At 62.4% G+C, this 24,286-nt stretch carries 22 protein-coding genes and 1 pseudogene; 11 read left to right on the plus strand and 12 right to left on the minus strand.

The window, feature by feature from the left end:
• Nucleotides 1–187: 187 nt before the first annotated feature.
• Complete coding sequence (locus tag BCA01S_RS27460) at nucleotides 188–1,924, plus strand: proline--tRNA ligase (RefSeq protein WP_027779648.1); 1,737 nt, start codon at nucleotides 188–190, stop codon at nucleotides 1,922–1,924.
• A gap of 12 nt (nucleotides 1,925–1,936) precedes the next feature.
• Entirely contained in the window at nucleotides 1,937–2,536 is a 600-nt protein-coding gene (locus BCA01S_RS27465) for a MarC family protein (protein WP_020071248.1), read from the plus strand.
• A 178-nt stretch (nucleotides 2,537–2,714) separates the two neighbouring features.
• On the opposite strand, the gene BCA01S_RS27470 is transcribed toward BCA01S_RS27465, so the two are convergent.
• Nucleotides 2,715–3,266: a hypoxanthine-guanine phosphoribosyltransferase gene (locus tag BCA01S_RS27470; RefSeq protein WP_020071249.1), complete on the minus strand. Its 552-nt coding sequence runs from the start codon at nucleotides 3,264–3,266 to the stop codon at nucleotides 2,715–2,717.
• 121 nt (nucleotides 3,267–3,387) lie between these two features.
• Nucleotides 3,388–4,755: a signal recognition particle protein gene (ffh, locus tag BCA01S_RS27475; RefSeq protein ID WP_027779649.1), complete on the minus strand. Its 1,368-nt coding sequence runs from the start codon at nucleotides 4,753–4,755 to the stop codon at nucleotides 3,388–3,390.
• 81 nt (nucleotides 4,756–4,836) lie between these two features.
• On the opposite strand from ffh, the gene BCA01S_RS27480 reads away from it, so the two are divergent.
• The 7 genes from BCA01S_RS27480 to BCA01S_RS27515 all read left to right on the plus strand — a co-directional run bounded on the left by BCA01S_RS27480 (nucleotide 4,837) and on the right by BCA01S_RS27515 (nucleotide 13,248).
• On the plus strand, nucleotides 4,837–5,790 hold the full coding sequence (locus BCA01S_RS27480; protein ID WP_020071251.1) for a cytochrome C assembly family protein: 954 nt from the start codon (nucleotides 4,837–4,839) through the stop codon (nucleotides 5,788–5,790).
• 9 nt (nucleotides 5,791–5,799) lie between these two features.
• The gene (locus tag BCA01S_RS27485; RefSeq protein ID WP_027779650.1) at nucleotides 5,800–6,117 is read left to right on the plus strand and encodes a PP0621 family protein; all 318 of its coding nucleotides are present in this window, start codon (nucleotides 5,800–5,802) and stop codon (nucleotides 6,115–6,117) included.
• Nucleotides 6,114–6,710 (plus strand): 1,6-anhydro-N-acetylmuramyl-L-alanine amidase AmpD, encoded by a 597-nt coding sequence (gene ampD / locus BCA01S_RS27490; RefSeq protein ID WP_027779651.1) that lies wholly within the window; start codon nucleotides 6,114–6,116, stop codon nucleotides 6,708–6,710. Before BCA01S_RS27485 ends, ampD begins: the two co-directional genes overlap by 4 nt.
• A 538-nt stretch (nucleotides 6,711–7,248) precedes the next feature.
• Entirely contained in the window at nucleotides 7,249–10,263 is a 3,015-nt protein-coding gene (locus BCA01S_RS27495; RefSeq protein WP_027779652.1) for a ribonucleoside-diphosphate reductase subunit alpha, read from the plus strand.
• A gap of 664 nt (nucleotides 10,264–10,927) precedes the next feature.
• Nucleotides 10,928–12,160, plus strand: coding sequence for a ribonucleotide-diphosphate reductase subunit beta (locus BCA01S_RS27505; RefSeq protein WP_027779653.1), 1,233 nt, complete (start codon nucleotides 10,928–10,930; stop codon nucleotides 12,158–12,160).
• An 86-nt stretch (nucleotides 12,161–12,246) separates the two neighbouring features.
• Nucleotides 12,247–12,573 carry a hypothetical protein gene (locus BCA01S_RS27510; protein WP_027779654.1) on the plus strand — a complete coding sequence of 109 codons (327 nt, stop codon included), beginning with the start codon at nucleotides 12,247–12,249 and terminating at the stop codon, nucleotides 12,571–12,573.
• A gap of 30 nt (nucleotides 12,574–12,603) precedes the next feature.
• Nucleotides 12,604–13,248, plus strand: coding sequence for a histone H1-like DNA-binding protein (locus BCA01S_RS27515; RefSeq protein WP_027779655.1), 645 nt, complete (start codon nucleotides 12,604–12,606; stop codon nucleotides 13,246–13,248).
• A gap of 305 nt (nucleotides 13,249–13,553) precedes the next feature.
• Here BCA01S_RS27515 and BCA01S_RS27520 read toward each other — a convergent pair whose 3' ends face one another.
• The 10 genes from BCA01S_RS27520 to BCA01S_RS27565 all read right to left on the minus strand — a co-directional run bounded on the left by BCA01S_RS27520 (nucleotide 13,554) and on the right by BCA01S_RS27565 (nucleotide 21,811).
• On the minus strand, nucleotides 13,554–14,030 hold the full coding sequence (locus BCA01S_RS27520; RefSeq protein WP_027779656.1) for an outer membrane lipoprotein: 477 nt from the start codon (nucleotides 14,028–14,030) through the stop codon (nucleotides 13,554–13,556).
• 24 nt (nucleotides 14,031–14,054) lie between these two features.
• The gene (locus tag BCA01S_RS27525; RefSeq protein ID WP_027779657.1) at nucleotides 14,055–14,993 is read right to left on the minus strand and encodes a carbohydrate kinase family protein; all 939 of its coding nucleotides are present in this window, start codon (nucleotides 14,991–14,993) and stop codon (nucleotides 14,055–14,057) included.
• A gap of 94 nt (nucleotides 14,994–15,087) precedes the next feature.
• Nucleotides 15,088–15,588 (minus strand): thiol peroxidase, encoded by a 501-nt coding sequence (gene tpx, locus BCA01S_RS27530; RefSeq protein ID WP_027779658.1) that lies wholly within the window; start codon nucleotides 15,586–15,588, stop codon nucleotides 15,088–15,090.
• A gap of 73 nt (nucleotides 15,589–15,661) precedes the next feature.
• Complete coding sequence (locus tag BCA01S_RS27535) at nucleotides 15,662–16,942, minus strand: DUF3426 domain-containing protein (protein ID WP_027779659.1); 1,281 nt, start codon at nucleotides 16,940–16,942, stop codon at nucleotides 15,662–15,664.
• A 48-nt stretch (nucleotides 16,943–16,990) separates the two neighbouring features.
• The gene (prmA, locus tag BCA01S_RS27540) at nucleotides 16,991–17,893 is read right to left on the minus strand and encodes a 50S ribosomal protein L11 methyltransferase (RefSeq protein WP_027779660.1); all 903 of its coding nucleotides are present in this window, start codon (nucleotides 17,891–17,893) and stop codon (nucleotides 16,991–16,993) included.
• Nucleotides 17,894–17,896: 3 nt separating this feature from the next.
• Nucleotides 17,897–19,264, minus strand: coding sequence for an acetyl-CoA carboxylase biotin carboxylase subunit (gene accC, locus BCA01S_RS27545; protein WP_020071265.1), 1,368 nt, complete (start codon nucleotides 19,262–19,264; stop codon nucleotides 17,897–17,899).
• A gap of 130 nt (nucleotides 19,265–19,394) precedes the next feature.
• On the minus strand, nucleotides 19,395–19,871 hold the full coding sequence (accB, locus tag BCA01S_RS27550; RefSeq protein ID WP_027779661.1) for an acetyl-CoA carboxylase biotin carboxyl carrier protein: 477 nt from the start codon (nucleotides 19,869–19,871) through the stop codon (nucleotides 19,395–19,397).
• A gap of 72 nt (nucleotides 19,872–19,943) precedes the next feature.
• A complete protein-coding gene (gene aroQ, locus BCA01S_RS27555; protein WP_027779662.1) occupies nucleotides 19,944–20,399 on the minus strand; it encodes a type II 3-dehydroquinate dehydratase in 456 nt (151 codons plus the stop codon).
• Nucleotides 20,400–20,593: 194 nt separating this feature from the next.
• On the minus strand, nucleotides 20,594–21,151 hold the full coding sequence (locus BCA01S_RS27560; RefSeq protein WP_027779663.1) for a TlpA family protein disulfide reductase: 558 nt from the start codon (nucleotides 21,149–21,151) through the stop codon (nucleotides 20,594–20,596).
• Between the two features lie 6 nt (nucleotides 21,152–21,157).
• The gene (locus BCA01S_RS27565) at nucleotides 21,158–21,811 is read right to left on the minus strand and encodes a hypothetical protein (protein ID WP_027779664.1); all 654 of its coding nucleotides are present in this window, start codon (nucleotides 21,809–21,811) and stop codon (nucleotides 21,158–21,160) included.
• Nucleotides 21,812–22,085: 274 nt separating this feature from the next.
• Here BCA01S_RS27565 and mpl point away from each other — a divergent pair.
• Nucleotides 22,086–23,481, plus strand: a pseudogene (mpl, locus tag BCA01S_RS35365) (UDP-N-acetylmuramate:L-alanyl-gamma-D-glutamyl-meso-diaminopimelate ligase).
• Nucleotides 23,478–24,080 carry a YqiA/YcfP family alpha/beta fold hydrolase gene (locus BCA01S_RS27575; RefSeq protein ID WP_027779665.1) on the plus strand — a complete coding sequence of 201 codons (603 nt, stop codon included), beginning with the start codon at nucleotides 23,478–23,480 and terminating at the stop codon, nucleotides 24,078–24,080. Before mpl ends, BCA01S_RS27575 begins: the two are co-directional and overlap by 4 nt.
• The last annotated feature ends 206 nt before the right edge of the window (nucleotides 24,081–24,286 follow it).

A 24,286-nucleotide genomic window follows, 5' to 3' on the forward strand; every position in this document is an offset into this window, starting at 1 on the left:
TAGCCTGTCCGTCTTTCCGTGCCTGATCCCTTGTGCGAAAGACTTTGCGCGGCGGCTTGTGCGCCCCGGCGGCGGCCCTTGCGCCGGAATGGCGAACCGGGCGCGCCCGGCGAGGCAGCCGTATCGATTTCCCCGTTTTTACCCTTTCGGGCGGTCCCTCCGGAGCCGCCGCTTTTGGAAAATCTGAATGAAAGCTTCCCGTTTCTTTATCGGCACCCTGAAAGAAGCTCCGGCCGACGCCGAGATCGTCAGTCACAAGCTCATGGTGCGTGCCGGCATGATCCGCCGCGTCGCCGGCGGCATCTATAACTACCTGCCGATCGGCTTGCGCTCGATCCGCAAGGTGGAAGCGATCGTGCGTGAGGAAATGAACCGGGCAGGCGCGATCGAACTGCTGATGCCGGCCGTGCAGCCGGCCGAGCTGTGGCAGGAGTCGGGTCGCTGGGAAAAATACGGCCCTGAACTCCTTCGCTTCAAAGACCGCAAGCAATCCGACTTCGTGATCGGACCGACCCACGAAGAAGTGGTGACGGACATCGCGCGTGGGCAGATCAAGAGCTACCGTCAGCTGCCGGTCAACTTCTACCAGATCCAGACGAAGTTCCGCGACGAAATCCGTCCGCGTTTCGGCGTTATGCGCGGCCGCGAGTTCATCATGAAAGACGCGTACTCGTTCGACAAGGACGCTGCAGGCCTGCGCGAGTCATATCGCAAGATGTACGACGCGTACGTGCGCATCTTCACGCGCCTCGGTCTCGATTTCCGCGCGGTCGCGGCGGACAACGGATCGATCGGCGGCAGCGGCTCGCATGAATTCCACGTGATCGCCGATACGGGTGAGGACGCCATCGCCTACTGCCCGACGTCCGACTTCGCTGCGAACGTCGAAGCGGCCGAAGCTTTGCCGCTCTACGCACAGCGCGCGGCGCCCACCGAGCAGATGAAAAAGACGCCGACGCCGGGCAAGGCAAAGTGCGAGGCCGTCGCGGAGCTGCTGAACATTCCGCTTGAGCGCACCATCAAGTCGATTGTGCTCGCCACCGAAAACGAAGGCGCCGAACCGACCATCTGGCTGCTGATGCTGCGCGGCGATCACGACCTGAACGAGATCAAGGCAAGCAAGCTGCCGGGCCTCGCCGATTTCCGCATGGCGACGGAGGCCGAGATCATCGAGACGTTCGGCACGCCGCCGGGCTATCTCGGTCCGCTCAACACAAAGAAGCCGGTGAAAGTCGTTGCAGACCGCACGGTCGCGAACATGAGCGACTTCGTGGTGGGATCGAACGAGGTGGACTATCACACCACGGGCGTGAACTGGGGCCGCGATCTGCCGGAGCCGGTCGTTGCCGATATTCGCGACGTGAAAAAGGGCGATCCGTCGCCGGACGGCAAAGGCGTGATCGACATTTGCCGCGGCATCGAAGTCGGCCATGTGTTCCAGCTCGGCACCAAGTATTCGGAAGCAATGAACGCAACGTGCCTCGACGAGAACGGCAAGCCGCAGCCTATGGAAATGGGCTGCTACGGCATCGGCGTCACGCGTATTCTGGGCGCCGCAATCGAACAGAATTTCGACGACAAGGGCATCATCTGGCCGGAATCGATCGCGCCGTTCGAAGTCGTGCTGTGCCCGATGGGCTACGACCGCAGCGAAGCCGTGCGCGAGCAGGCCGACAAGCTCTACGCTGAACTGGTCGAAGCGGGCATCGACGTGATTCTCGACGATCGTGGCGAGCGCCCCGGCGTGATGTTCGCCGACTGGGAGCTGATCGGCGTGCCGCATCGTCTCGTGATTGGCGACCGTGGCCTGAAGGAAGGCAAGCTCGAATATCAGGGCCGCCGCGACGCGGAGGCGACCTTGCTGCCGGTCGATGAAGCCGCGCAAACGGTCATCGCGAAGGTTCGCGCGGCGCTGGCGCGCTAAGCGGGGCGGACGGTGGAGTACACCTTCCTGTCCGCGACCGTGCTGCTGATCCTGATCACTGACCCGCTCGGCAACATTCCGCTCTTCATCAGTTGTCTGCGCGGTGTGTCGCCGAAGCGGCGCACCGCAGTGATTCTGCGAGAAGTCGCGATCGCGTTTGCGATCCTGCTGGTGTTCATGGTCGTCGGCGACGCGTTTTTGCGCATGATGAGTCTCACCGACCAGTCGTTGCGCATCGGCGGCGGCATTGTGTTGTTTCTGATTGCGCTGCGTATGGTGTTCCCGCATCCGGACGGCCCTTTTGGCGGCGACGTGCGTGGCGGCGAGCCGTTGATCGTGCCGCTTGCCATTCCGGCGCTGGCAGGCCCGTCGGCGCTGGCAACCGTGATGCTGCTGACGTCGCAGGCGCCTGGCAAGATGTTCGAGTGGATCGGCGCACTGACCGTCACCATGATCGTCTGCGCTGTGGTGCTGATGCTGGCCGAGCGTATTCAGGCCTGGCTCGGCGAGCGAACCATGATGGCATTCGAACGGCTAATGGGACTCGTGCTGGTAGCGATCTCGGTGGAGATGATGCTTGGCGGTATCCGCGCGTTCGTGCATCAACTGTGAGTGGCGCGCGCTGCCCATCGAAGCGGCAATTGGCAACACCTGGACGGATCTCTGAGCGTTTTAGCTGAGTGAAACCCGCAAGCAACGTTTGACGCAACAAAAAGCGGCCCAGCGGGCCGCTTTTTTCATCTCGTCATTTTCGCGCCGTGCATGACGACGCGGCGATCAACTGGGCAAGTCAAGCGCCTTCAGTCAACGCGCGAATAGTCGGCAGGTTGCGCCAGTAGCCTTTGGCGTCCATGCCGCAGCCGAAAACATAGCGGTCCGGCACTTCGAAGCCGCAGTAGTCGGGGCGCAGTGGCTTGGCTTTCGGAATGATCTTTTCGCACAGTACGGCGCTCAGGAAGCGCTTGGCGCCCATTGCGAGGATGCGGTCGCGGATCGCGGCCATCGTCTCGCCTTCGTCGAGGATGTCGTCGAGCACCAGCACCACGCGATCCTTCACCGATTCAGCCGGCGCCACACGCCATTGCATCTCGTTGCCGCCCTTCGTGGTGTTGCGATAGCGGGTGAGATGGATGTAGTCGAACTCGAGCGGGAAATCGAGGTGCGGCAACAGCATGCCGGTGAAGACCGCGGCGCCGCCCATCACCGACAGCACGAGCGGAAAGTCTTCGCTCATTTCGTTGCGGATCGAGGTAGCCATGCCGCTGATCGACGCGTTGACCTCGTCGGCCGAAACGATTTCTTCGGAGTGGCTAAAAATGTGGAGAGCTTCTTCGCGGTTCATGACGTCTGGCGGGCGGTAACTGTATACATAGTGTGAGTGAGAACGCCCCTGAAGGAAGTTCCCATGGTGACGGTGGCCGCGGGCCGGGTCGGCAACCCGCGCGCCGCCGTCTTGCTAAAGCTTAGCGCATGCCGGGCAACATGCCCTTCATGCCGCGCATCATCTTTTGCAGATTGCCGCCTTTCAGCTTTTTCATCATGGTGCGCATCTGATCGTACTGGTTCAGCATGCGGTTGACTTCCTGCACCTGCACGCCCGCACCCGCGGCGATGCGGCGCTTGCGCGTAGCCTTGATGAGATCCGGCTTGGCGCGCTCGAGCGGCGTCATGGAGTTGATGATGCCTTCCATGCGGCGCATCTGCTTTTCAGCCTGGCTCATATCGGCGCCGGCGGCGGCCTGCTGGAATTGCGCGGGCAGCTTGTCCATCAGCGACGAGAGACCGCCCATGCCCTTCATTTGCGTAAGTTGCGCGCGGAAATCGTTGAGGTCGAAGTCGCCGCCTTTCTTGACCTTATCGGCGAGCTTCTGCGCGGCTTGAACGTCCACGCCGCGTTGCGCTTCCTCGACGAGAGCGAGAATGTCGCCCATGCCGAGAATCCGGTTCGCCATACGATCCGGGTAGAAGACTTCAAGGCCGTCGAGCTTTTCTGCGACGCCGACGAACTTGATCGGCTTGCCCGTGACGTGACGCACCGAGAGCGCCGCGCCACCGCGCGAGTCGCCGTCGAGCTTGGTGAGCACCACGCCGGTGAGCGGCAGTGCATCGCTAAATGCTTTGGCGGTGTTGACCGCGTCCTGGCCGAGCATTGCATCGACGACGAACAGCGTTTCCGCCGGCTTCAACGTGGTGTGCAGCGCGGTGATTTCCTGCATCATCGCTTCGTCGATACCCAGGCGGCCGGCCGTGTCGACCAGCAGTACGTCGTGATAATGACGCCTGGCCCAGTCGACCGCGGCACGCGCGATGTCGACCGGCTTCTGATCCGGTTCCGACGGGAAGAAGTCTGCGCCAACCTGCTCGGTCACCGTCTTCAACTGCGCGATAGCAGCGGGGCGATAGACGTCGCACGAAACGGTCAAAACCTTTTTCTTGTACTTCTCGCGCAGCAGCTTGGCGAGCTTGCCGACCGTGGTCGTTTTACCCGCGCCTTGCAGACCCGCCATCAGAATGACGGCCGGCGGCGTGACGGCGAGATTCAGCTCGGCGGCTTTGCCTTCGTAGTCGCCGCCGATCACGGCGGTCAGCTCGCGCTGCACGACGCCCACGAGCGCCTGACCTGGCGACAGGCTGCTAATCACTTCTTCGCCGAGCGCCTTCTCTCTCACCTTGGCGATGAATTCGCGCACGACGGGCAGCGCCACGTCCGCCTCGAGCAGCGCCAGACGCACCTCTCGCAGCATTTCCTGGGTGTTCGCCTCGGTGAGCCGGGCTTCGCCGCGCAGCGTCTTGACGACGCGCGCCATCCGTTGAGTCAGATTGTCGAGCATGGGGAGCGATGAACAGTGCGGCCCCGGGCGAGCGCGAAGTGGAAGACGTCGCGGATCAGGGGCCTAGTGTAAACTTCGAATATGGATATTGTACTGTATGCCCTCACTGCGCTTCTGTACGGCGGACTCGCCGTAGCCGGCTGGCGCTCGCACCGGCACGCCGGGTCGCGCCCCATGCTGGAAAGTGTTCCGCCAATGCCGGCTGCCGCGACCACCGGCGCGAACACGCAGGCACAGTCCGGGTTCGCCGGCTCGGCGGCTTCGGGCATGAGTTCGTCAGGCCGCGCGTTACTGTTCGTCGCGCTGCTCGCGCACGGCGTGCTGCTGCACACCACGATCTTCCCGCAGAACGCCATGGTGTTCGGCTTTGCGTTTGCGCTGTCCGCCATGTTCTGGCTCGGCGCCGGCATCTACTGGATAGAAAGCTTCTTTTTTCCGCTCGACGGACTGCGTCTGCTGGTGTTGCCGCTCGCCTGCGTCGCCTCGTTATTGCCGCTCGCGTTCAACGGCGTGCGTGTGCTGCCGTATTCGGCCGCACCCATGTTCAAGCTGCATTTTTTGATTGCCAACATCGCCTATGGTCTGTTCGCGATCGCGGCGCTGCACGCCATTCTGATGCTGCTCGTCGAGCGGCGTCTTCATGCAATGCGCGGCGGAATCGCGCAGCGGAACGTGGCTGCGGCAGGCAACGGCTGGCTGTCCAGCTGGCTCGACACGCTGCCGCCGTTGCTCACGCTCGAGAAGCTGCTGTTCCGTCTGATCGGCGCCGGCTTCGTCCTGCTCACGTTGACGCTCGTGTCGGGCATCCTGTTCAGCGAGCAACTGGTCGACCGCGCGCTGCGTCTCGATCACAAGACCGTGTTTGCGATTCTTTCGTGGGTCATGTTCGGCGCGCTTCTGACGGCGCGCAAAGTGTCCGGCTGGCGCGGCCGTGCTGCATTGCGCTGGGTGCTGGCGTCGTTCGTCGCGTTGCTGCTGGCGTACGTCGGCAGCCGTTTTGTTTTCGAGGTGCTGTTGCACCGTGCTGTAGTGTGAGCGTGCCCCATGCGACAAATTCTTCTGCTCATCATATTGTTCTTCGTCGGCCAGTGGCTCGTGAAGGCGCTGCGCCGTCATGACGCGCACTCGGCACAACGCACCGGCGCCGGCGGCGCGCGAGGCGCATCGGGCGCCGCCGGCAATGGCAACGGTGCCGCGCGCCCTGCACAGGCGCCTCAACTCGCCGAGCCGATGATCCGTTGCGTCGAGTGCGGCGTGCATGCGCCTAAGAGCGACTCGGTGGTCGTCGCCGGGCAGCCGTTCTGCAGCGCCGCGCACGCGCGGCGGCACGGCGCACGACCCACGGGCCGCGACGCTCGATGAGCATCGCGTTCGCCGTCGACGCAGACGGTTGGGTTGCACAGGCACACAGGCTGCCATCGCCGAATTTCGAAGCACGGCCGCAAGGCTCGGTGCCGACTCTGATCGTGGTCCACAACATCAGCCTGCCGCCTAACCAGTTTGGCGGCACGGCGATCGCCGAACTGTTCCTCAATACGCTCGATTGTGACGCGCATCCTTATTACGAAGCGCATCTGCGCGGCGTGCGGGTGTCCGCGCACTTCGTGATTCATCGCGACGGCGAGCTTGAGCAGTTCGTGTCGTGCAATGAGCGCGCGTGGCACGCGGGCCCCTCAAACTTTTTCGGCCGTGAGCGTTGCAATGATTTCTCGATCGGCATCGAACTGGAAGGCAGTGACACGACTCCTTTCGAGGCGGCGCAGTACCGCACGCTCGGCTCGCTCGTCAGTGCGCTGACGGCTCGCTATCCGATCGAAGCGCTTGCCGGGCACTCCGACATTGCGCCGGGCCGCAAGACTGATCCAGGACCACATTTCGAGTGGGCGCGTCTGCAACGCGATACGTTGCTGGCGGATCGGTATTTCCCCTATCTCAAGTTTTCCAGAACGCTGTAACGGCACTTTGCGCGACGTCGCGCGTGAGCCGCAGAGCGAGGCTCTGCCTGCTTCTGCGGGTGGAGCGCTTCGCGCCGCGCGGTGCAAAAGTCAAGACTTCAAAAGCAAATAAAACCGTTTGACCTGTCTCGAATCTCCACTATACTTGGTGCCACAAATTCAGTTACGCACTAGATATTGTGTGTCCTGTGCATAACTGTGTGAATAACCGAGTGCATAACTACGTGCACAAGTCGCGGCGCCCCGCTCTTTGAGCACGGCGCCGCAAGCATTCCAGGCAGCGAAAAATAATCCTGCAGCGCAGCCGGACCTGACCAGCCGGCGGCAACCATAAGCATCAGGAAGGGGGCTGAGAGTGATCGCGACACATACGACGAAGACCGTTTTCAATTCGAATCAGGCTTCATCGCAGTCGCATCCCGCCAGCCGCCCAGGCCGGTCTTTTTCCTGCACCTCCTCGCTTGCGCACGCGGCGGCGCAGCGTTCGTTTTAATCCGCGGCACTCGCCGCAATATTTCCAGGACCAGGAGCTTTGCACATGCAAACCACCGACAACGTGACGACCCGGTATGAGGGATCACCGACTGGCCAGGCGTTCGGCCAGGCACAAGGCACTCAAGCGCTCGCGCCGCAAGCGACGTACGCCGACTACAAGGTGATCCGTCGTAATGGCAGCGTGGTGTCGTTCGAACCGTCGAAGATCGCCATCGCCGTGACGAAGGCATTTCTCGCCGTCAACGGTGGGCAAGGCGCGGCGTCGGCGCGTGTGCGTGAACTGGTCGAGCAACTGACGCAGAACGTGGTGCGCGCGCTGCTGCGCAGCCGTCCGAACGGCGGCACGTTCCATATCGAAGACATTCAGGATCAGGTCGAACTCGCGCTAATGCGCGGCGGCGAGCACAACGTCGCACGTGCGTACGTGCTGTATCGCGAGAAGCGCACGCAGGCGCGCGCTCATGACGATCACGCTGCCGCCGGCACGCCGGGCCTCACGGTCACGGACAACGGCGTGACGCGTCCGCTCGACCTCGCTGCACTGCGCGGCATTATCGAGTCCGCTTGCGCGAACCTGGGTGACGCGGTGAGCGCGGAGCCGATCGTCGCGGAAACGGTGAAGAATCTGTACGACGGCGTGCCGATGAGCCAGGTCTACGACTCGGCGATTCTGGCTGCCCGTACGATGATCGAAAAAGACCCGGCCTACAGCCAGGTCACCGCTCGCATCCTGCTGCACACCATCCGCCGCGAGATTCTCGAAGAAGAAGTCACGCAAGCCGAAATGGGCGAGCGTTATGCCGAGTACTTTCCGCAGTTCATCAAGCGCGGCGTGCAAGCCGAGCTGCTCGACGACAAGCTGCTGCAGTTCGACCTGAAGCGCCTGGGTGCCGCGCTCGACAACAACCGCGACCTGCAATTCGGCTATCTCGGTCTGCAGACGCTCTATGACCGTTACTTCCTGCACCACGACGGCGTGCGTATCGAAATGCCTCAGGCATTCTTTATGCGTGTCGCAATGGGCCTGTCGCTGAACGAGATCGACCGCGAAGCGCGCGCGATCGAGTTTTACAACGTGCTGTCGAGCTTCGACTTCATGTCGTCCACGCCGACGCTGTTCAACTCGGGCACGCGCCGCTCGCAACTGTCGTCGTGCTACCTGACCACGGTCGACGACGACCTGGACGGCATCTACGAAGCACTGAAGGAAAACGCGCTGCTCTCGAAGTTTGCCGGCGGTCTCGGCAACGACTGGACGCGCGTGCGCGCGCTCGGCTCGCACATCAAGGGCACCAATGGCAAGTCGCAAGGCGTGGTGCCGTTCCTGAAGGTCGTCAACGACACGGCGGTCGCCGTGAACCAGGGTGGCAAGCGCAAGGGCGCAGTATGCGCGTACCTGGAAACGTGGCACCTGGACATTGAAGAATTCCTCGAGCTGCGCAAGAACACCGGCGACGACCGTCGTCGCACGCACGACATGAACACGGCGAACTGGATTCCCGACCTGTTCATGAAGCGCGTGATGGAAGGCGGCGACTGGACGCTGTTCTCGCCGTCGACCTGCCCGGACCTGCACGACAAGTTCGGCGCCGAGTTCGAAGCGGCTTACACGGCTTACGAAGACAAGGTCGCGCGCGGCGAGATCAAGCTGTTCAAGAAGGTGCCCGCGGCGCAACTGTGGCGCAAGATGCTCGGCATGCTGTTCGAAACCGGCCACCCGTGGATCACGTTCAAGGATCCGTGCAATGTGCGTTCGCCGCAACAGCACGTCGGTGTCGTCCACTCGTCGAACCTTTGCACGGAGATCACGCTGAACACGAGCGACTCGGAAATCGCGGTCTGCAACCTGGGCTCGGTGAACCTCGTCGCGCATCTGAAGGAACAGGCCGACGGCACGCTCGCGCTCGACCACGACAAGCTCAAGCGCACGGTCAGCGTTGCAATGCGCATGCTCGACAACGTGATCGACATCAACTATTACGCAGTTGCCAAGGCGCGTAACTCGAACCTGAAGCACCGTCCGGTCGGCATGGGCATCATGGGCTTCCAGGACTGCCTGCATCTGCTGCGCACGCCGTACGCGTCGGAAGAAGCGGTCAAGTTCGCCGACACGTCGATGGAAGCGGTCTGCTATTACGCTTACTACGCGTCGACCGAACTGGCGCAAGAACGCGGCCGCTACTCCAGCTACCGCGGCTCGCTGTGGGATCGCGGCATCCTCCCGCAAGACTCGGTCAAGCTGCTGGCCGACGCGCGTGGCGGCTATGTCGAAGTCGATTCGAGCGAGTCGATGGACTGGACCGAACTGCGCGAGCGCATCGCCACTTACGGCATGCGCAACTCGAACTGCATCGCGATCGCGCCGACGGCGACGATCTCGAACATCATCGGCGTGTCGGCTTGCATCGAACCGACGTTCCAGAACCTGTATGTGAAGTCGAACCTGTCGGGCGAGTTCACGGTGGTCAACGACTACCTGGTGCGCGACCTGAAGGCGCGCGGCCTGTGGGACGAAGTGATGGTCGCCGACCTGAAGTACTTCGACGGCACGCTCTCGCGCATCGACCGTATCCCGGCCGACCTGCGCGCGATATACGCGACCGCGTTCGAGGTCGATCCGAAGTGGCTCGTCGAAGCGGCGTCGCGCCGTCAGAAGTGGATCGACCAGGCGCAGTCGCTGAACATCTACATGGGCGGCGCATCGGGTAAGAAGCTCGACGAGATCTACAAGCTTGCATGGGTGCGCGGTCTGAAGACCACGTACTACCTACGCACGATGGCGGCAACGCACGTCGAGAAGTCGACGGTCGCTCACGGCGCGCTCAACGCAGTGAGCTCGGGCGGCGGTGAAGGCACGGGTGGTGTCGGCGGCGGCGCGGCAGGCGGTTTCGGCGCGAGCGGCGGTGCCGGTGGTGCACTCGGTAATGGCGGCGGCCTCCAGGCAGCAGCAGCGGCAGCGCCGGCAGTCGCAGTGGAAGCGGCGCCCGAAGCAGACGGTCCCGTCTGCATGATGCGTCCGGGCGACCCCGGCTTCGACGAATGCGAGGCTTGCCAGTAAGCGTCAAGCAGTAAGCGGGTTCGTTGCTTGCTGACGGGTTCCAGGTAAAGACCCGCATGCAGCGATCAACGAACCTGATAGATGAAGCAGATATAAACCGACGAGCGGCGCGGCAAGCAGGATAGACGAAGTCAGCGAGGCCGCACCGCTCATCGACGCAACGAAGCGAAGCATCCACGCAACGAAGCTTAGGCAACGAAGCCGGGCGACAAGCGCAACGAAGCAACGAAGCCAGGCGACGAAGCAACGAGTCGGTACTTCACGAAGCGCGCGAGACAACATCCGAGCGCGCGACCCGACGCTTCGACCGATGGAGCGAACAACGCAGTCGGCCACACGCATCGCCACGCATTGCATTGAACTTCATCTCGCTAGCGCTGACGAACCGGCAACCCGCGGAGAAGTGCAAGACACAGCAAACGCACTCCGCAATACAGATAGATAGAGCAGCGAAACGACGCTTCAACGCGTTGCTCTTCGAACTCGCGAAGCACCTAGACGACACACGTTCAACTCGCTTCATACGAGGCAACGTACACAGTCTGTTGAACAAAGTGTTGTATGAACGTAGCAACGCGAATCGAAAACAGGATTTTTCGCGAGTGGACTCTTTTATCGCTCGTGAAAAGATGGTACAAACCGTTCTAAATTGATGGTGACATTTATGCTCAACTGGGATGACGAGATCACTGCCGTAACTCCCTCGAGCGCTACGCAACCGAACGTGTTGCGCAACGCTGCGGGACCGGCTGTCGGTTCGCAAGTCGGAACGCGTTCCGCTCCTCATGCTCCCTCGGCTCAAGACATCTTCGCGAACGACATCGCTGTCGCTCCCGCTGCTACCGTTGCTCATGCTGCTGGAACCGCTGCGGTTTCGGAAGCGCGAGTGAATGTCGCCGACAAGCGCATCATCAACGGCCAGACTGATGTGAATCAGTTGGTGCCGTTCAAGTACAAGTGGGCTTGGGAAAAGTATCTGGCTGGTTGCGCCAACCACTGGATGCCGCAAGAAGTGAACATGTCGCGCGACATCGCCCTCTGGAAAGACCCGAACGGGCTGACCGAAGACGAGCGCCGCATCGTCAAGCGCAACCTGGGCTTCTTCGTCACGGCCGACTCCCTCGCCGCCAACAATATCGTGCTGGGCACCTACCGCCACATCACGGCTCCCGAATGCCGCCAGTTCCTGCTGCGCCAGGCGTTCGAAGAAGCGATCCACACACACGCCTATCAGTACATCGTCGAATCGCTGGGCCTCGACGAGGGCGAAATCTTCAACGCGTATCACGAGGTCTCCTCGATCCGCGCGAAAGACGAATTCCTCATTCCGTACATCAACGTGCTGACCGATCCGGGTTTCCAGACCGGCACGCTCGAGACTGACCAGACGCTGCTGCGCTCCCTGATCGTGTTCGCCTGCGTGATGGAAGGCTTGTTCTTCTACGTCGGCTTCACGCAAATTCTGGCGCTCGGCCGTCAGAACAAGATGACGGGCGCCGCGGAACAGTACCAGTACATCCTGCGCGACGAGTCGATGCACTGCAACTTCGGCATCGACCTGATCAACCAGATCAAACTTGAGAACCCGCAACTCTGGACGGCTGAGTTCCGCGCGGAAATCCGCGAGATCTTCCAGCAAGCGGTCGAACTTGAATATCGTTACGCAGAAGACACGATGCCGCGCGGGGTGCTCGGCCTCAATGCGTCGATGTTTAAGAGTTATCTGCGCTTCATCTGCAACCGCCGTTGCCAGCAGATCGGTCTCGATCCGCTGTACCCGAACGAGGAAAACCCGTTCCCGTGGATGAGCGAGATGATCGACCTGAAGAAGGAGCGCAACTTCTTCGAGACGCGTGTGATCGAATATCAGACTGGCGGCGCGCTGACCTGGGAGTGATCCGGGTTCGTGTCGTAGATGCATTCATCGATGGGGATGCCGTGAGCCTCGGCCGCGGCAATTATGTTTAGGAGCTGAACCGCCTGATGCAAAGCGTGCCCGGTGCGCCGCGTGCCTTCGCGGCCCACAAACATGACAGGCACTTTGCGAACCCTTCAGTGGGATGGGCAAACTTCCCCCCGGAAAAAGTCGCCGGCGCCATCGCCGGTGGCTCGATCAAGCAATTGCCGGTGTTGAAACCCAACACCGATGACATTTGGCGCGCGGTGCCTTCGGGCACGGCGCGCCTTACCGCATTCATTAGCGTAAGCGCGCGGCACCTGCGTACGCCGATGAATAGCCCGCTTCGTAGCGCGCGCCCTGAGAAGCGTCCGCGGGAAGCGGGTTTTGACGAAGGGTGTAGTTTGAACTGACTCTCATCTGAAAACCTGAAGGAGAAAATGATGGCAACTGCAAAGAAAGCCGCCGCTAAGAAGCCTGCAGCAAAGAAGGTCGCAGCAAAGAAGGCCGCTCCGGCGAAGAAGGCAGCACCGGCAAAGAAAGTAGCAGCGAAGAAGGCAGCGCCGGCCAAGAAGGTCGCGGCAAAGAAAGCAGCACCGGCTAAGAAGGTAGCAGCGAAGAAAGCTGCGCCGGCTAAGAAGGTTGCAGCCAAGAAAGCCGCACCGGCAAAGAAGGTAGCAGCGAAGAAGGCAGCACCGGCGAAGAAGGCCGCAGCGAAGAAGGCAGCACCGGCCAAGAAGGCGACTGCGAAGAAGGCAGCGCCGGCTAAGAAGGCCGCAGCCAAGAAGGCCGCGCCTGCGAAGAAGGCTGCTGCGAAGAAAGCCGCGCCTGCCAAGAAGGCTGCCGCCAAGAAGGCTGCGCCTGCGAAAAAGGCTGCCGCTAAAAAGGCTGCGCCTGCCAAGAAGGCTGCTCCTGCGAAGAAGGCCGCTGCTCCTGCGAAGAAGGCTGCCCCTGCGAAGAAGGCTGTCGCCAAAAAGGCTGCGCCTGCACCCGCTGCGACTTCTGTTTCGAGCGCACCGGCGGCGACGGTGAAGACTGCGCTGAACCCGGCAGCGGCATGGCCGTTCCCGACGGGCAGCCGTCCGTAACTCGGTCAGTTAGCAGGTCAGTAAGCAGTAGGAGTGCATGGACGCATCGCACCATGCGTCCAATGATCGAGTGGCGCTCAACGTAGCTTCGTGAGTGCTACTCGGTCAGGGTCCCGTTGCCGGTTTCCGGCGACGGGATTTTTTTCGTCGGTGCATAACGGGGAACGTCGACACGCGGATGCAGCCACGGATTCAGTCACACACGCCCGAACGGCGCGCAGGCGAAAAAAAACGCATGCACAGGGGAGGGCATGCGTGTGAGGTCGACGCGGCCGCGTTATGCCTGGCCGTTCGAGAGGGGAACCTTAGTGCGTGACGCGCGTGACGCCGCCGCTGGAAAGAAGCCGAACACGCTCGCCGGCACGGAAGATCTCGCCGGTTGAGCTTTGCGTGATTGCGCGGATGTCGCCGTTATCGAGCCGCACGGTAACTTCCAGACCGTCGTGCACGGCCACCCGGTTCTCGACCGAGTTGCCGGCCACCGCACCCGCCAGACCGCCAATAATCCCGGTGATGATCGAGCCCGTGCCGCCGCCGATAGTGCTGCCCGCCACTGCACCGAGAGCGCCGCCGCCGATTGCGCCGATGCCGCTCGGCTGACCGTTGTTCGAGCTGATCTTGACTGCGCGCACACTGTCGACCGTGCCCATGCGGACCGTTTCTTCGCGCTGTGCCTGCGACGCCGTGTAAACGTCGGCAGAGCTGCTGTTGTATGCGCACCCCGACATGGCCAGCGAACCGGCGATCAAGGTGGCCACTATCAGGCGACTCGTTATTCTCATTCCCTAACTCCAATAGCTTCGGTATTACGGCAGGTCGTACCCGAACGCCTGCTTGAACCGTTCGTTGATCTGCGCCCGGGTAGGCGCATAGTTTTGCGGACCCTGATGCTCGATCTTCAGCGCGCCCATCAGGCTCGCGAGACGGCCGGTGGTCGCCCAGCCGAGCTTGTTCTCGATGCCGTACAGCAAGCCGCCGCGAAACGCGTCGCCGCATCCTGTGGGGTCCAGCACCTGCTGTGCCTTGACGGCCGGAATCTCTTCGACACCGCCCGCTTGATGAATCTGCGCACCGTGTTCACCGAGCGTGACGATGAGCGCTTCGACCTTGCCGGCGATCTCTTCGATCGACCAACCTGTCTTGTTGCTCACAAGTTTGGCTTCGTAATCGTTGACAGCTACGTAAGTCGCAAGTTCAATCATGCGCCGCAGTGCAGCACCGTCGAAGAGGGGCAAACCTTGACCTGGATCGAAGATGAACGGCACGCCCGCCGCCGCGAGGTGCTCGGAATGCTGGACCATGCCGTCGTAGCCGTCGGGCGCGACGATGCCGAGCGTGATGCCTTTCGCTTCGTCCGCGCGGTTCAGGTGCGACTGCATCATCGCGCCCGGATGGAACGCGGTGATCTGATTGTTCTCGAGGTCGGTGGTGATCATGGCCTGCGCCGAATAGGTGCCCGGCACGACCAGCACGTTTTCCGTCGATAGCCCGAGTTGCGCGAACCGGTCCATGTACAACTGGGCGTCGACCGCGCCGAGCGTGCCCATGATGCGCGCGTCGCCGCCCAGCAGGTTGAGCGAATACGCAATGTTGCCCGCGCAGCCGCCGAACTCGCGGCGCATCGTCGGCACGAGAAAGCTCACGTTCAGGATGTGGACCTGCTCCGGCAGGATGTGCTCCCGGAAGCGGCCTTCGAAGGTCATGATGTTGTCGTAGGCGAGCGAGCCGCAAATCAGCGTAGCCAAGGCGAGCGTCCTGTAAAAAATGAAGAAATAGGTAGTGAGGACGTGACAGCGCCGCGCGTGAAGCGCGGCGCCGGAGTCTTCGTGTGCTGAGGTTTTACTTCAGCGCGGCAAGTGCTGCGTCGTAGTTCGGTTCGTTCTTGATTTCGCCGACCAGTTCCGCATGAACCACCTTGTCGTTCTCGTCGATCACGACAACCGCGCGCGCCGTGAGACCCGTGAGCGGACCGCTCGTCACGTCGACGCCGTACGCCTGCGCGAACTCATGGCCGCGGAAGGTCGAGGCCGTCACGACGTTGTCGATGCCTTCCGTCGTGCAAAAGCGCGAGGCGGCGAACGGCAGGTCGCGCGACACGACGATCACAGCCGTGTTGCTCAGCTTCGCGGCGGCTTCGTTGAACTTGCGGGTCGACGTCGCGCAGGTCGGCGTGTCGAGGCTCGGGACAATGTTCAACACTTTGCGCTTGCCGGCGAAATCGGCGAGCGACAGCGGCTTGAGATCCTTGCCGACCAGCGAGAAAGCGGGAGCGCTCTGACCCACCGACGGGAAGGTGCCGGCTACATCGATCGGGTTACCACCCAGCGTGACTTGACTCATGTTGTTGTGCTCCGAAAGTTCGTCTGTGATGACGGTGAACGCGCCCGCTCGACGCGAGGCGCGCAGGGATGCGTTACGGATAGAAGATCTGTACGCGGAAATTGGAGGCGACCGCGTTGCCGGTATCGAGGTGCACGATCATGGTTTGCGTCATGTGCGGCGGCAGGCCGGCTGCGATGGGCGTACCGGGCGCAACGTAGTCTTGCGGGAACAGCACGCGGCGCAACGCCACGTTGTTCTGATCGTCGAGAAGCGTGAGTTCGATCGCCGGATAGGCCAGCGCGACGTTGAAGCGGTTGCGCAGCGGCATTCGCAACTCGAGCTTGTGCGGCCCGTCGATTTGCCGCAAATCAGACGGCTCTACCTGCAAGCCGTCGATATCGTGCGGCGCGGTGAGTTGACAGCCGAGCGACGCGCACACCTTCGCGTACAGCGCCTGGGTACCCGGCAGATAGACGAGTACCGTTTCACGCTGCCACCACGCGAGTTGCGCAAGCAACGCGATGACGAGCAAGACCGCCGCCACCGATCCGCCGACGATCCATGCGAGGCGCCGTGGTTCGGCGGCGCGCGTCTCCCGCGTTACCTGAAACGGATCCATGTCGTCGCTGATCGGCGGCTGCACCGAGAACGGCTCACCGCTCGGCGTTGCAGCCGCGCGAGTCGGCCCACGCAGATCGGTATCGGCGGGATTGGCGGAATAGGGATGCGGATGAGTTGCGCCGAGGCCGGCCGCGCCTACGCCGGTCGTTCCGAAATGCGGTTCGTTATCGGAGAATCCATGGAACGCAGCCGACTCGTTGAGTACCGGCTCGTCGATTGGAAAATCGGAAGGGCGTTCGGTCTTGTGCCACACGCGCGGCGCTTCTTCGGCGGGCGGCTCCGCTTCATAGGCGAAGGGTTCGAGCGGCGCGTCCGCGAGCAGCGGTTCGTGGTCGGCCGGCACCGCCGTGCTGGGTGCGCCGGGCGGCAACGTGGGCTTCGTCGCGGCGTGGCCCGATGCACCAGCGGTGCCTGCGCCGGTGTAGCCGGGCTGGGCCGCGACGTTCTGTGCGTTATGACGGAAGCGTTCCTCGAAGAGCGGCGTGGGGCGGGGCGCCCAGGGATCCCAGGCAGCGGGGCTGAAGTCTGCGCCGCTCGGGCGCACGCCGGTGAGCGCCTCGATTGCCGCGGCTGCCGAGACCTGTCTTGCAGTGGAGAAGTCGCCGCCCTCGCTTATGTCGAAGAGGCTGCCGGATGCGTCGAACACTTCATGGCATTGCCCACAACGCACGAGGCCGCGGCGCAGCGCCAACTGCGTCGGTTGCAGGCGGAAGACGGTTTCACAGAAGGGACAGCGCGTCGCCAGAAGCATATTGAGCCGGTTAGCCGAGGGGCCGTTGGTTGGACAATACGCCTTATTCTAATGGCTTTCGCGGCGTGTTCCCGTCAGACATACCCACCCTTCGTGTTCGCGCCATACACCGATGTCGATCCATCGCGCGTACACCTGCGCGACTTCGTCGGCCTGGCGCGCCAGAATGCCCGACAATGCGATGCGGCCGCCCGGCTTGACCTTCGACGAGAGCATCGAGGCCATCAGCTTGAGCGGATTGGACAGAATATTGGCAACGACGATGTCGAATTCGCCGGCGGGGCATTCGTTGGGCAGACCGTAGGTGACTTCGGCGCGGTTGCGCTCGCTGTTATGACGCGCCGACTCGACCGCTTGCGGATCGATGTCGATGCCGTACACCGGATCGGCGCCGCATTTTTTCGCGAGAATCGCGAGAATGCCTGAGCCGCAACCGTAGTCGAGCACGGATTGTCCAGGCTTCACCGATTGCTCGAGCCACTCCATGCACAGACGCGTGGTGGGATGGCTGCCGGTTCCAAACGCGAGGCCAGGATCGAGTTCGAGCACCAGCGCGTTGGGGTCCGGCGCGTCGTGCCACGAAGGCACGACCCAGATGCGCTCGCCAATCGGGATCGGATCGAACTGCGATTGCGTGAGACGCACCCAATCCTGTTCTTCGACGTCACGCACGGTGAACGACGGCGCCGCCGCAAGGCCGACCTCGTTCGCAGCGGCGGCAAGCAGCACCGCCGGTTCATGTTCTGCCGCGAGCAGCGCGATCACGCGCGAACGCTGCCATGCGGTGCGGTCGGGCGTGAGACCGGGCTCGCCAAAAAGCGGTTGCTCGTCGGGCGTATCGGCGTCCGCGTCTTCGACCGATACGGATAGCGCGCCCAATTCGAGCAGCGCGTCGGAAAATTCCTCCGCATGCTCGCGAGCCAATTCGGCGACCAGTTCCCGGTAACTCATGACTTACGCTTCTTCCGGCGCGGCCTGCAGCTTCGCGGCCAACCGGTTTTCGAGGTAGTGAATGCTCGTGCCGCCTTCGACGAACTTCGCGTCCAGCATCAGCTCGCGATGCAACGGAATGTTCGTCTGGATTCCTTCTACGACCATTTCCGACAGCGCGATGCGCATCCGCTTGATTGCCTGCTCGCGCGTGGCGCCGTAAGCGATCAGCTTGCCGATCATCGAATCATAGTTCGGCGGCACGAAATAGCCATTGTAGGCATGCGAATCGACGCGAATGCCCGGGCCGCCCGGCATGTGCCACGACGTGAGTCGTCCCGGCGACGGAATGAACTTGAACGGGTCTTCAGCGTTGATCCGGCATTCGATCGCATGGCCCTTGAATACGATGTCGCGCTGACGGAACGCGAGCTTTTCGCCGGCCGCAATGCGGATCTGTTCCTGCACGATGTCGACGCCCGTGATCAGTTCGGTCACCGGGTGCTCGACCTGCACGCGTGTGTTCATTTCGATGAAGTAGAACTCGCCGTTTTCGTACAGGAATTCGAACGTACCGGCGCCAAGATAGCCCATCTTCTTGCACGCATCCGCGCAACGGTCGCCAATGCGGTCGATCAGACGGCGCGCAATGCCGGGTGCCGGCGCTTCCTCGATCACTTTCTGGTGACGGCGCTGCATCGAGCAATCGCGCTCGCCGAGCCAGACCGCGTTCTTGAACGAATCGGAAAGCACCTGAATCTCGATGTGCCGCGGGTTCTCCAGGAATTTTTCCATGTAGACCTGCGGGTTGCCGAAAGCACGGCCGGCTTCTTCGCGCGTCATGTTGACCGCGTTGACGAGCGCCGCTTCGGTGTGAACGACGCGCATGCCGCGGCCACCGCCGCCGCCGGCGGCCTTGATGATGACCGGATAGCCGACTTGCCGCGCAATTTTCACGATCTCTTTCGGATCTTCCGGCAATGCGCCTTCAGAACCCGGCACGCACGGCACGCCGGTCTTGATCATGGTCTGCTTGGCGGTCACCTTGTCGCCCATCATCCGGATGGTTTCCGGACGCGGACCGATGAAGGTGAAGCCGGATTGCTCGACGCGTTCGGCAAAGTCGGCGTTCTCCGACAGAAAGCCGTAACCGGGGTGAATCGCCTCGGCGTCCGTGACTTCCGCCGCGCTGATTAGCGCCGGCATATTCAGGTAGCTCAGATTGGAAGGTGCCGGGCCGATACAGACGGCTTCGTCGGCGAGCTTGACGTATTTGGCTTCCTTGTCGGCTTCGGAATAGACGACGACCGTCTTGACGCCCAGTTCGCGGCAGGCGCGCTGGATGCGAAGCGCGATCTCGCCACGATTGGCAATAAGGATTTTTTCAAACATAGCGGGTTTTCGACTCATCAATGGGCGCCGGGTTGCTCAGAACACCGGCTGCCTCAGAGGATCGGGCGCGCGCCGAATGCAACGGGCGCGCGGGGCGGCATGCGCACAGCGGGGCGCAATGCGCGCCGCGTTAGCCGACCACGAACAGCGGTTGGCCGTATTCGACCGCCTGACCGTTTTCGACGAGAATTTCCTTCACGACGCCGGACTTGTCCGACTCGATTTCGTTGAGCAGCTTCATTGCTTCGATGATGCAGATCGTCTGGCCTTCCTTGACCGTGTCACCAACCTGAACGAACGGGTCGGCGCCCGGCGACGGAGCACGGTAGAACGTTCCGACCATCGGCGAGGTTACGACATGACCTTGCGGCGCGGCGGCTGCCGGCGTGGCCGGGGCACCTGCTGCTGTTACGGCGGGCGGCGCTTCGCCGCCTGCCATCGGGGCTGGCTGCGAGTATTGCGGCGCGTACGAGGCGGACGGCTGCACATAAACCGGCGGCGCGTTCTTGACGATGCGAACCTTGCCCTCGCCCTCGGTCACTTCGAGTTCCGAGATGCCGGACTCCGACACGAGATCAATCAGAGTTTTCAGTTTGCGTAGATCCATCAGGAAGCCCCTTTTTCAATGCGTGGAGTGCCGGCGCGTGTGCGGCCGGCGCAAATTAGACGTGTTTGGAGTTCAGCCCCGCGACGAACCGGCGGCCAGCCGGTCGAGCGCGAATTCGAGTGCATACAGATAACCCTTCCAGCCGAGGCCGCAGATCACGCCCTCGGCCTGGTCGGAAAAATACGAGTGATGCCGGAACGCTTCGCGACGATGCACGTTCGACAGATGAATCTCGACGAACGGAATGCCGACGCCCGCGAGAGCGTCCCGGATGGCGACACTCGTGTGCGTGTACGCAGCCGGATTGATCAGGATGAAATCGGTTTTTTCTGTCCGGGCGGATTGGATGCGATCCACCAGAGCGCCTTCATGGTTGCTCTGGAACGACGCGAGTTCTACGCCGGCGTCGGCGGCGCGGTCGGATAGTGCCTGATCGATCTGCGGCAGGGTGACGCGGCCATAAACCTCGGGTTCCCGCGTACCGAGAAGGTTGAGGTTGGGGCCGTGCAGTACCAGCAGTCGCGTCATGGTCGCTTCTTTTTCCGTGGAATTGGGCGCACTTTAGCGCTGATTAGAGAAACTTGTCTAGTTTCCTGCACGGACGAAGAGTTCAGGAGTCGTTCGCAGCGGGGCGCCGGTCGCCTAATTTCTCGCAATTCCGGCGGATTTGCGCCGAATCTTGTGCCTTTCTCCGCAAAACCGCTGCCAAAAGATTGAGAAATTTACAGCGCGTCGAGGGTCTGTTTTAAGGCGACAGGATCGATCTGGCCTAATTTTGTCGAGCGGATGTTGCCTTTTGCATCAATCACCACGGTGAACGGCAGGCCGCCCGCCGTATTCCCAAACGACCGCGCGAGGTCGGCACCGCCGAACCCCGTCACATAGACCGGGTAGGCCACCTTCACTTTTTGCAGGAAAGCCTGCACGTTCTTCTCGGAATCGACGCCAAGTCCGACGAACTGGATGCCTTTCTTCGCGTAATCGCGCTGAAGTTGCGAGAGCGCGGGCATTTCCTCGACACACGGCCCGCACCACGAAGCCCAGAAATTGACGACGATCGGGCGTCCTTTCAGCACGGAAAGAGATCCGGGCTTGCCATCGGCGGTCGTGACCGGAGCCGCCCAAAGCTGGGCAACAGCGCCTTCCTTCGACGCGGAACCGGCGGCATGAGCGGTCGCAGTCAAACCGTCATCGCCGTTCAGCCAGTAGTTGGCGAGGACGCCGCTTCCTGCCGCGACGCCGGCGACGAGCGCCGCCATCAGAATCCGTCTGGTGTTCATCATTGTCTAGTTGGGTGAAGGCGCTACGCCGCCCGCGGCGAGCAGCGACTGAACAGTCTGAAGATTCGCCCGCGCCGTGCGCCCACGAGCGTCGGCTTTGACAGCACCGCGCAAGTCGTCCGACTCATAAAGCGCGACATGAACACCCACGGGGTCCGAGTCGCGCCCTTCGCTCGCCGGCCGCCACAGGAAGCTCAGCGTTTCGACGTAGCCGCGGCCCGCAAAGTGGCGTGTTTCCGAGACGTCGTATTGAATGTTCGCGTTGAGGAAGTAGATGGCTACTTCTTTCGGGTTGTCGCAGAACACCTGAAGATGAACGTCCGAATGCTCGCCGGCCGTGCCGCCGAGCACTGCGCCCGTCAAATAAGGGTTGAAAGGTGCGAGCCGCTCCATCCATTCGACAGCGATGCCGCGCAGGCGCCGCAGCAGCGCCGGCTGGCTGTCGCCCTGAAAGAGCGACTGATATTCGCGGATTTCTTCCTCGATCTGATCGTTATCGGGCAGCCATTCGCCGGCAATCCGGCTTTCTCCAATGACTTGTCGAGCCGCTTTGCGCTTCGCCGTTGCATAGTCGAGACCGTCTTCGGCGATCAGGCGCGCAGCCGCAATGGCGATTTCCTCGCGCACGCGCTGCGGATCAAAATGTGATTTGCGAACCATCCGTCAATCATACTAGAGATTGATGACAGCCCTTTCCGGCGGCGCTGGCCGGCTGCGGGCGTAGCCAAAGCGGGGAAGTCCGCTTAGGGGTTCGGGAGGCGTCGGTTACAATGACGTCCTTCGCGGACGGCTCTTTTGGCCGCTCGCCGCTCTCCCATCCCTCTCAGGAAAACGCCGGGCCGCCCCACAAGTTTTCTTGCCCCTTCGGGGGCCTGGCACGAACCGCCAGGTAAGGGCCTTTCAGGAAAAAACGCCCGCGCGGCACGACAGGCTTATGCATATCCACATCCTCGGTATCTGCGGCACGTTCATGGGCGGTCTCGCGGTCCTCGCGCGCGGCGCGGGCCACACGGTGACGGGCTGCGACGCCGGCGTCTATCCGCCAATGAGCACGCAGCTCGAGGCGCAAGGCATCCGTCTGATCGAGGGCTACGACGCGGACCAGTTGAATGGTCTGAACGCCGACCTGTTCGTGATCGGCAACGTGGTGTCGCGCGGTAACCCGCTGATGGAAGCGATTCTCGACCGAGGCCTACCGTATGTGTCCGGCCCGCAGTGGCTTGGCGAACACGTGCTGAACGGCAAATGGGTGCTTGCGGTGGCCGGTACGCACGGCAAGACGACCACCAGTTCCATGCTCACATGGCTGCTGGAAGATGCGGGTCTCAATCCCGGTTTTCTGATTGGCGGAGTGCCGCTGAATTTCGGCGTCTCCGCGCGGCTCACCGATTCCAGCTTCTTCGTGATCGAAGCCGACGAGTACGACACGGCCTTCTTCGACAAGCGGTCCAAGTTCGTTCACTACCGACCGAAGACCGCGGTTCTGAACAACCTGGAATTCGATCACGCCGACGTCTTCCCCGATCTGGCGGCTATCGAGACGCAGTTTCATCATCTGATCCGCACGGTGCCGCGCATCGGCCGAGTTGTGACGAACGGCCGGGAAGATCCGCTTGAACGCGTGCTGACGCGCGGCTGCTGGAGCGAAGTGGAGCGTTTCGGCGTGCAGGGCGGCTGGGAAACCCTGCCCGCGGAAGACGGTGTGCCCGTCGACGAACGTTTTGCGGTGTATCACAACGCCGAGCGCGTCGGCGTGGTCGAGTGGCAGGTGCAGGGTGAGCACAACCGCATGAACGCACTTGCCGCGATTGCGGCCGCGCGTCATGTCGGCGTTCCGCCGGCGCAGGCCGCTAAGTCGCTGTCGAGCTTTCGCAACGTGAAGCGGCGCATGGAAGTGCGCGGCAGCGTCGACGGCGTGACGGTGTACGACGACTTCGCGGCACCACCCAACCGCGATCGACACCACGGTGGCTGGCCTGCGGGCGCGTGTCGGCCGCGACAATACGCGGATTCTCGCCGTGCTGGAGCCGCGCTCGAACACGATGAAGCTCGGCGTGATGAAGGCGCAACTTCCGGCAAGTCTCGCAGACGCCGATCTCGTGTTCGGCTACGGCGCACCGAGCGGCCGCGACGCGCTGGGCTGGAACCTGGGCGAAGCGCTGGCGCCGCTCGGCGGCAAGGCGCAAGCCTTCGACAATCTCGACGCGCTCGTCAAAGCCGTGGTCTACGCAGCGCGCCCCGGCGATCAGATTCTGGTGATGAGCAACGGCGGATTTGGCGGCGTGCACCAGAAGCTGCTCGACGCCCTGTCCGCGAGAGGCGCTTCGTGATTCTTTACCTGCACGGTTTTCGTTCTTCGCCAAATTCGTTCAAGGCGCGCGTGCTCGCGGCGCGGCTCGTGGAGCTCGGCCGCAGCGACGAATGGTGCTGCCCGATGCTGCCCGTCTCGCCGTTTGAGACGGTCGCGCTCGCCGAGGCGCTCGTGGCGGCCGCCGGTACGAAGCGCGTGACGGTAATCGGCAGTTCGCTTGGCGGCTACTTCGCCACGTATCTGGCGGAAAAGCACGGCTGGCCCGGCGTGCTGCTGAATCCGGCGGTCGTGCCGCAGCGCGACCTGAGCGCCTATCTCGGCGAACAGCCGTTGTGGCACGGCGGCGGCAGCATCGTCGTCGAACCGCATCATCTTGATGAACTGCGCGCGCTCAGTGTGACGTCCATCACGCGCCCCGAACGTTATTATTTGCTGGCCGCGACCGGCGACGAAGTGCTCGACTACCGTGAAATGCTCGCGCACTATCGCGGCGCACGCACTACGCTGATCGAAGGGAGCGACCACGCGATCAGCGAGTTCGCCGACTATGTCGACGACTTACTGGCGTTTTGCGACGCAGAAGACGTCGAGCCGCCGGCGCCACGCGAGGCTGCTTGACGGTCAGTAGGCGTGCGGAGCGGGGACTGATGTTGAGCCCTGAGTGCGGTCGCGAGCGGGCTTGAAAGCTTGCAGAACTGCGTAGAACCGGCCCGGAACCAAAGCCGCCGACGAAATGGCACCGCCCCATCAGCAGGAGCGCAGCCAACAATTAGATTCATGCCGCCAGCGCGCGCTTCGCGCGCAGCGGATCCATTATCACGAAT

The sequence above is a fragment of the Paraburkholderia caledonica NBRC 102488 genome (genome assembly GCF_000685095.1).
Lineage (GTDB): Bacteria > Pseudomonadota > Gammaproteobacteria > Burkholderiales > Burkholderiaceae > Paraburkholderia > Paraburkholderia caledonica.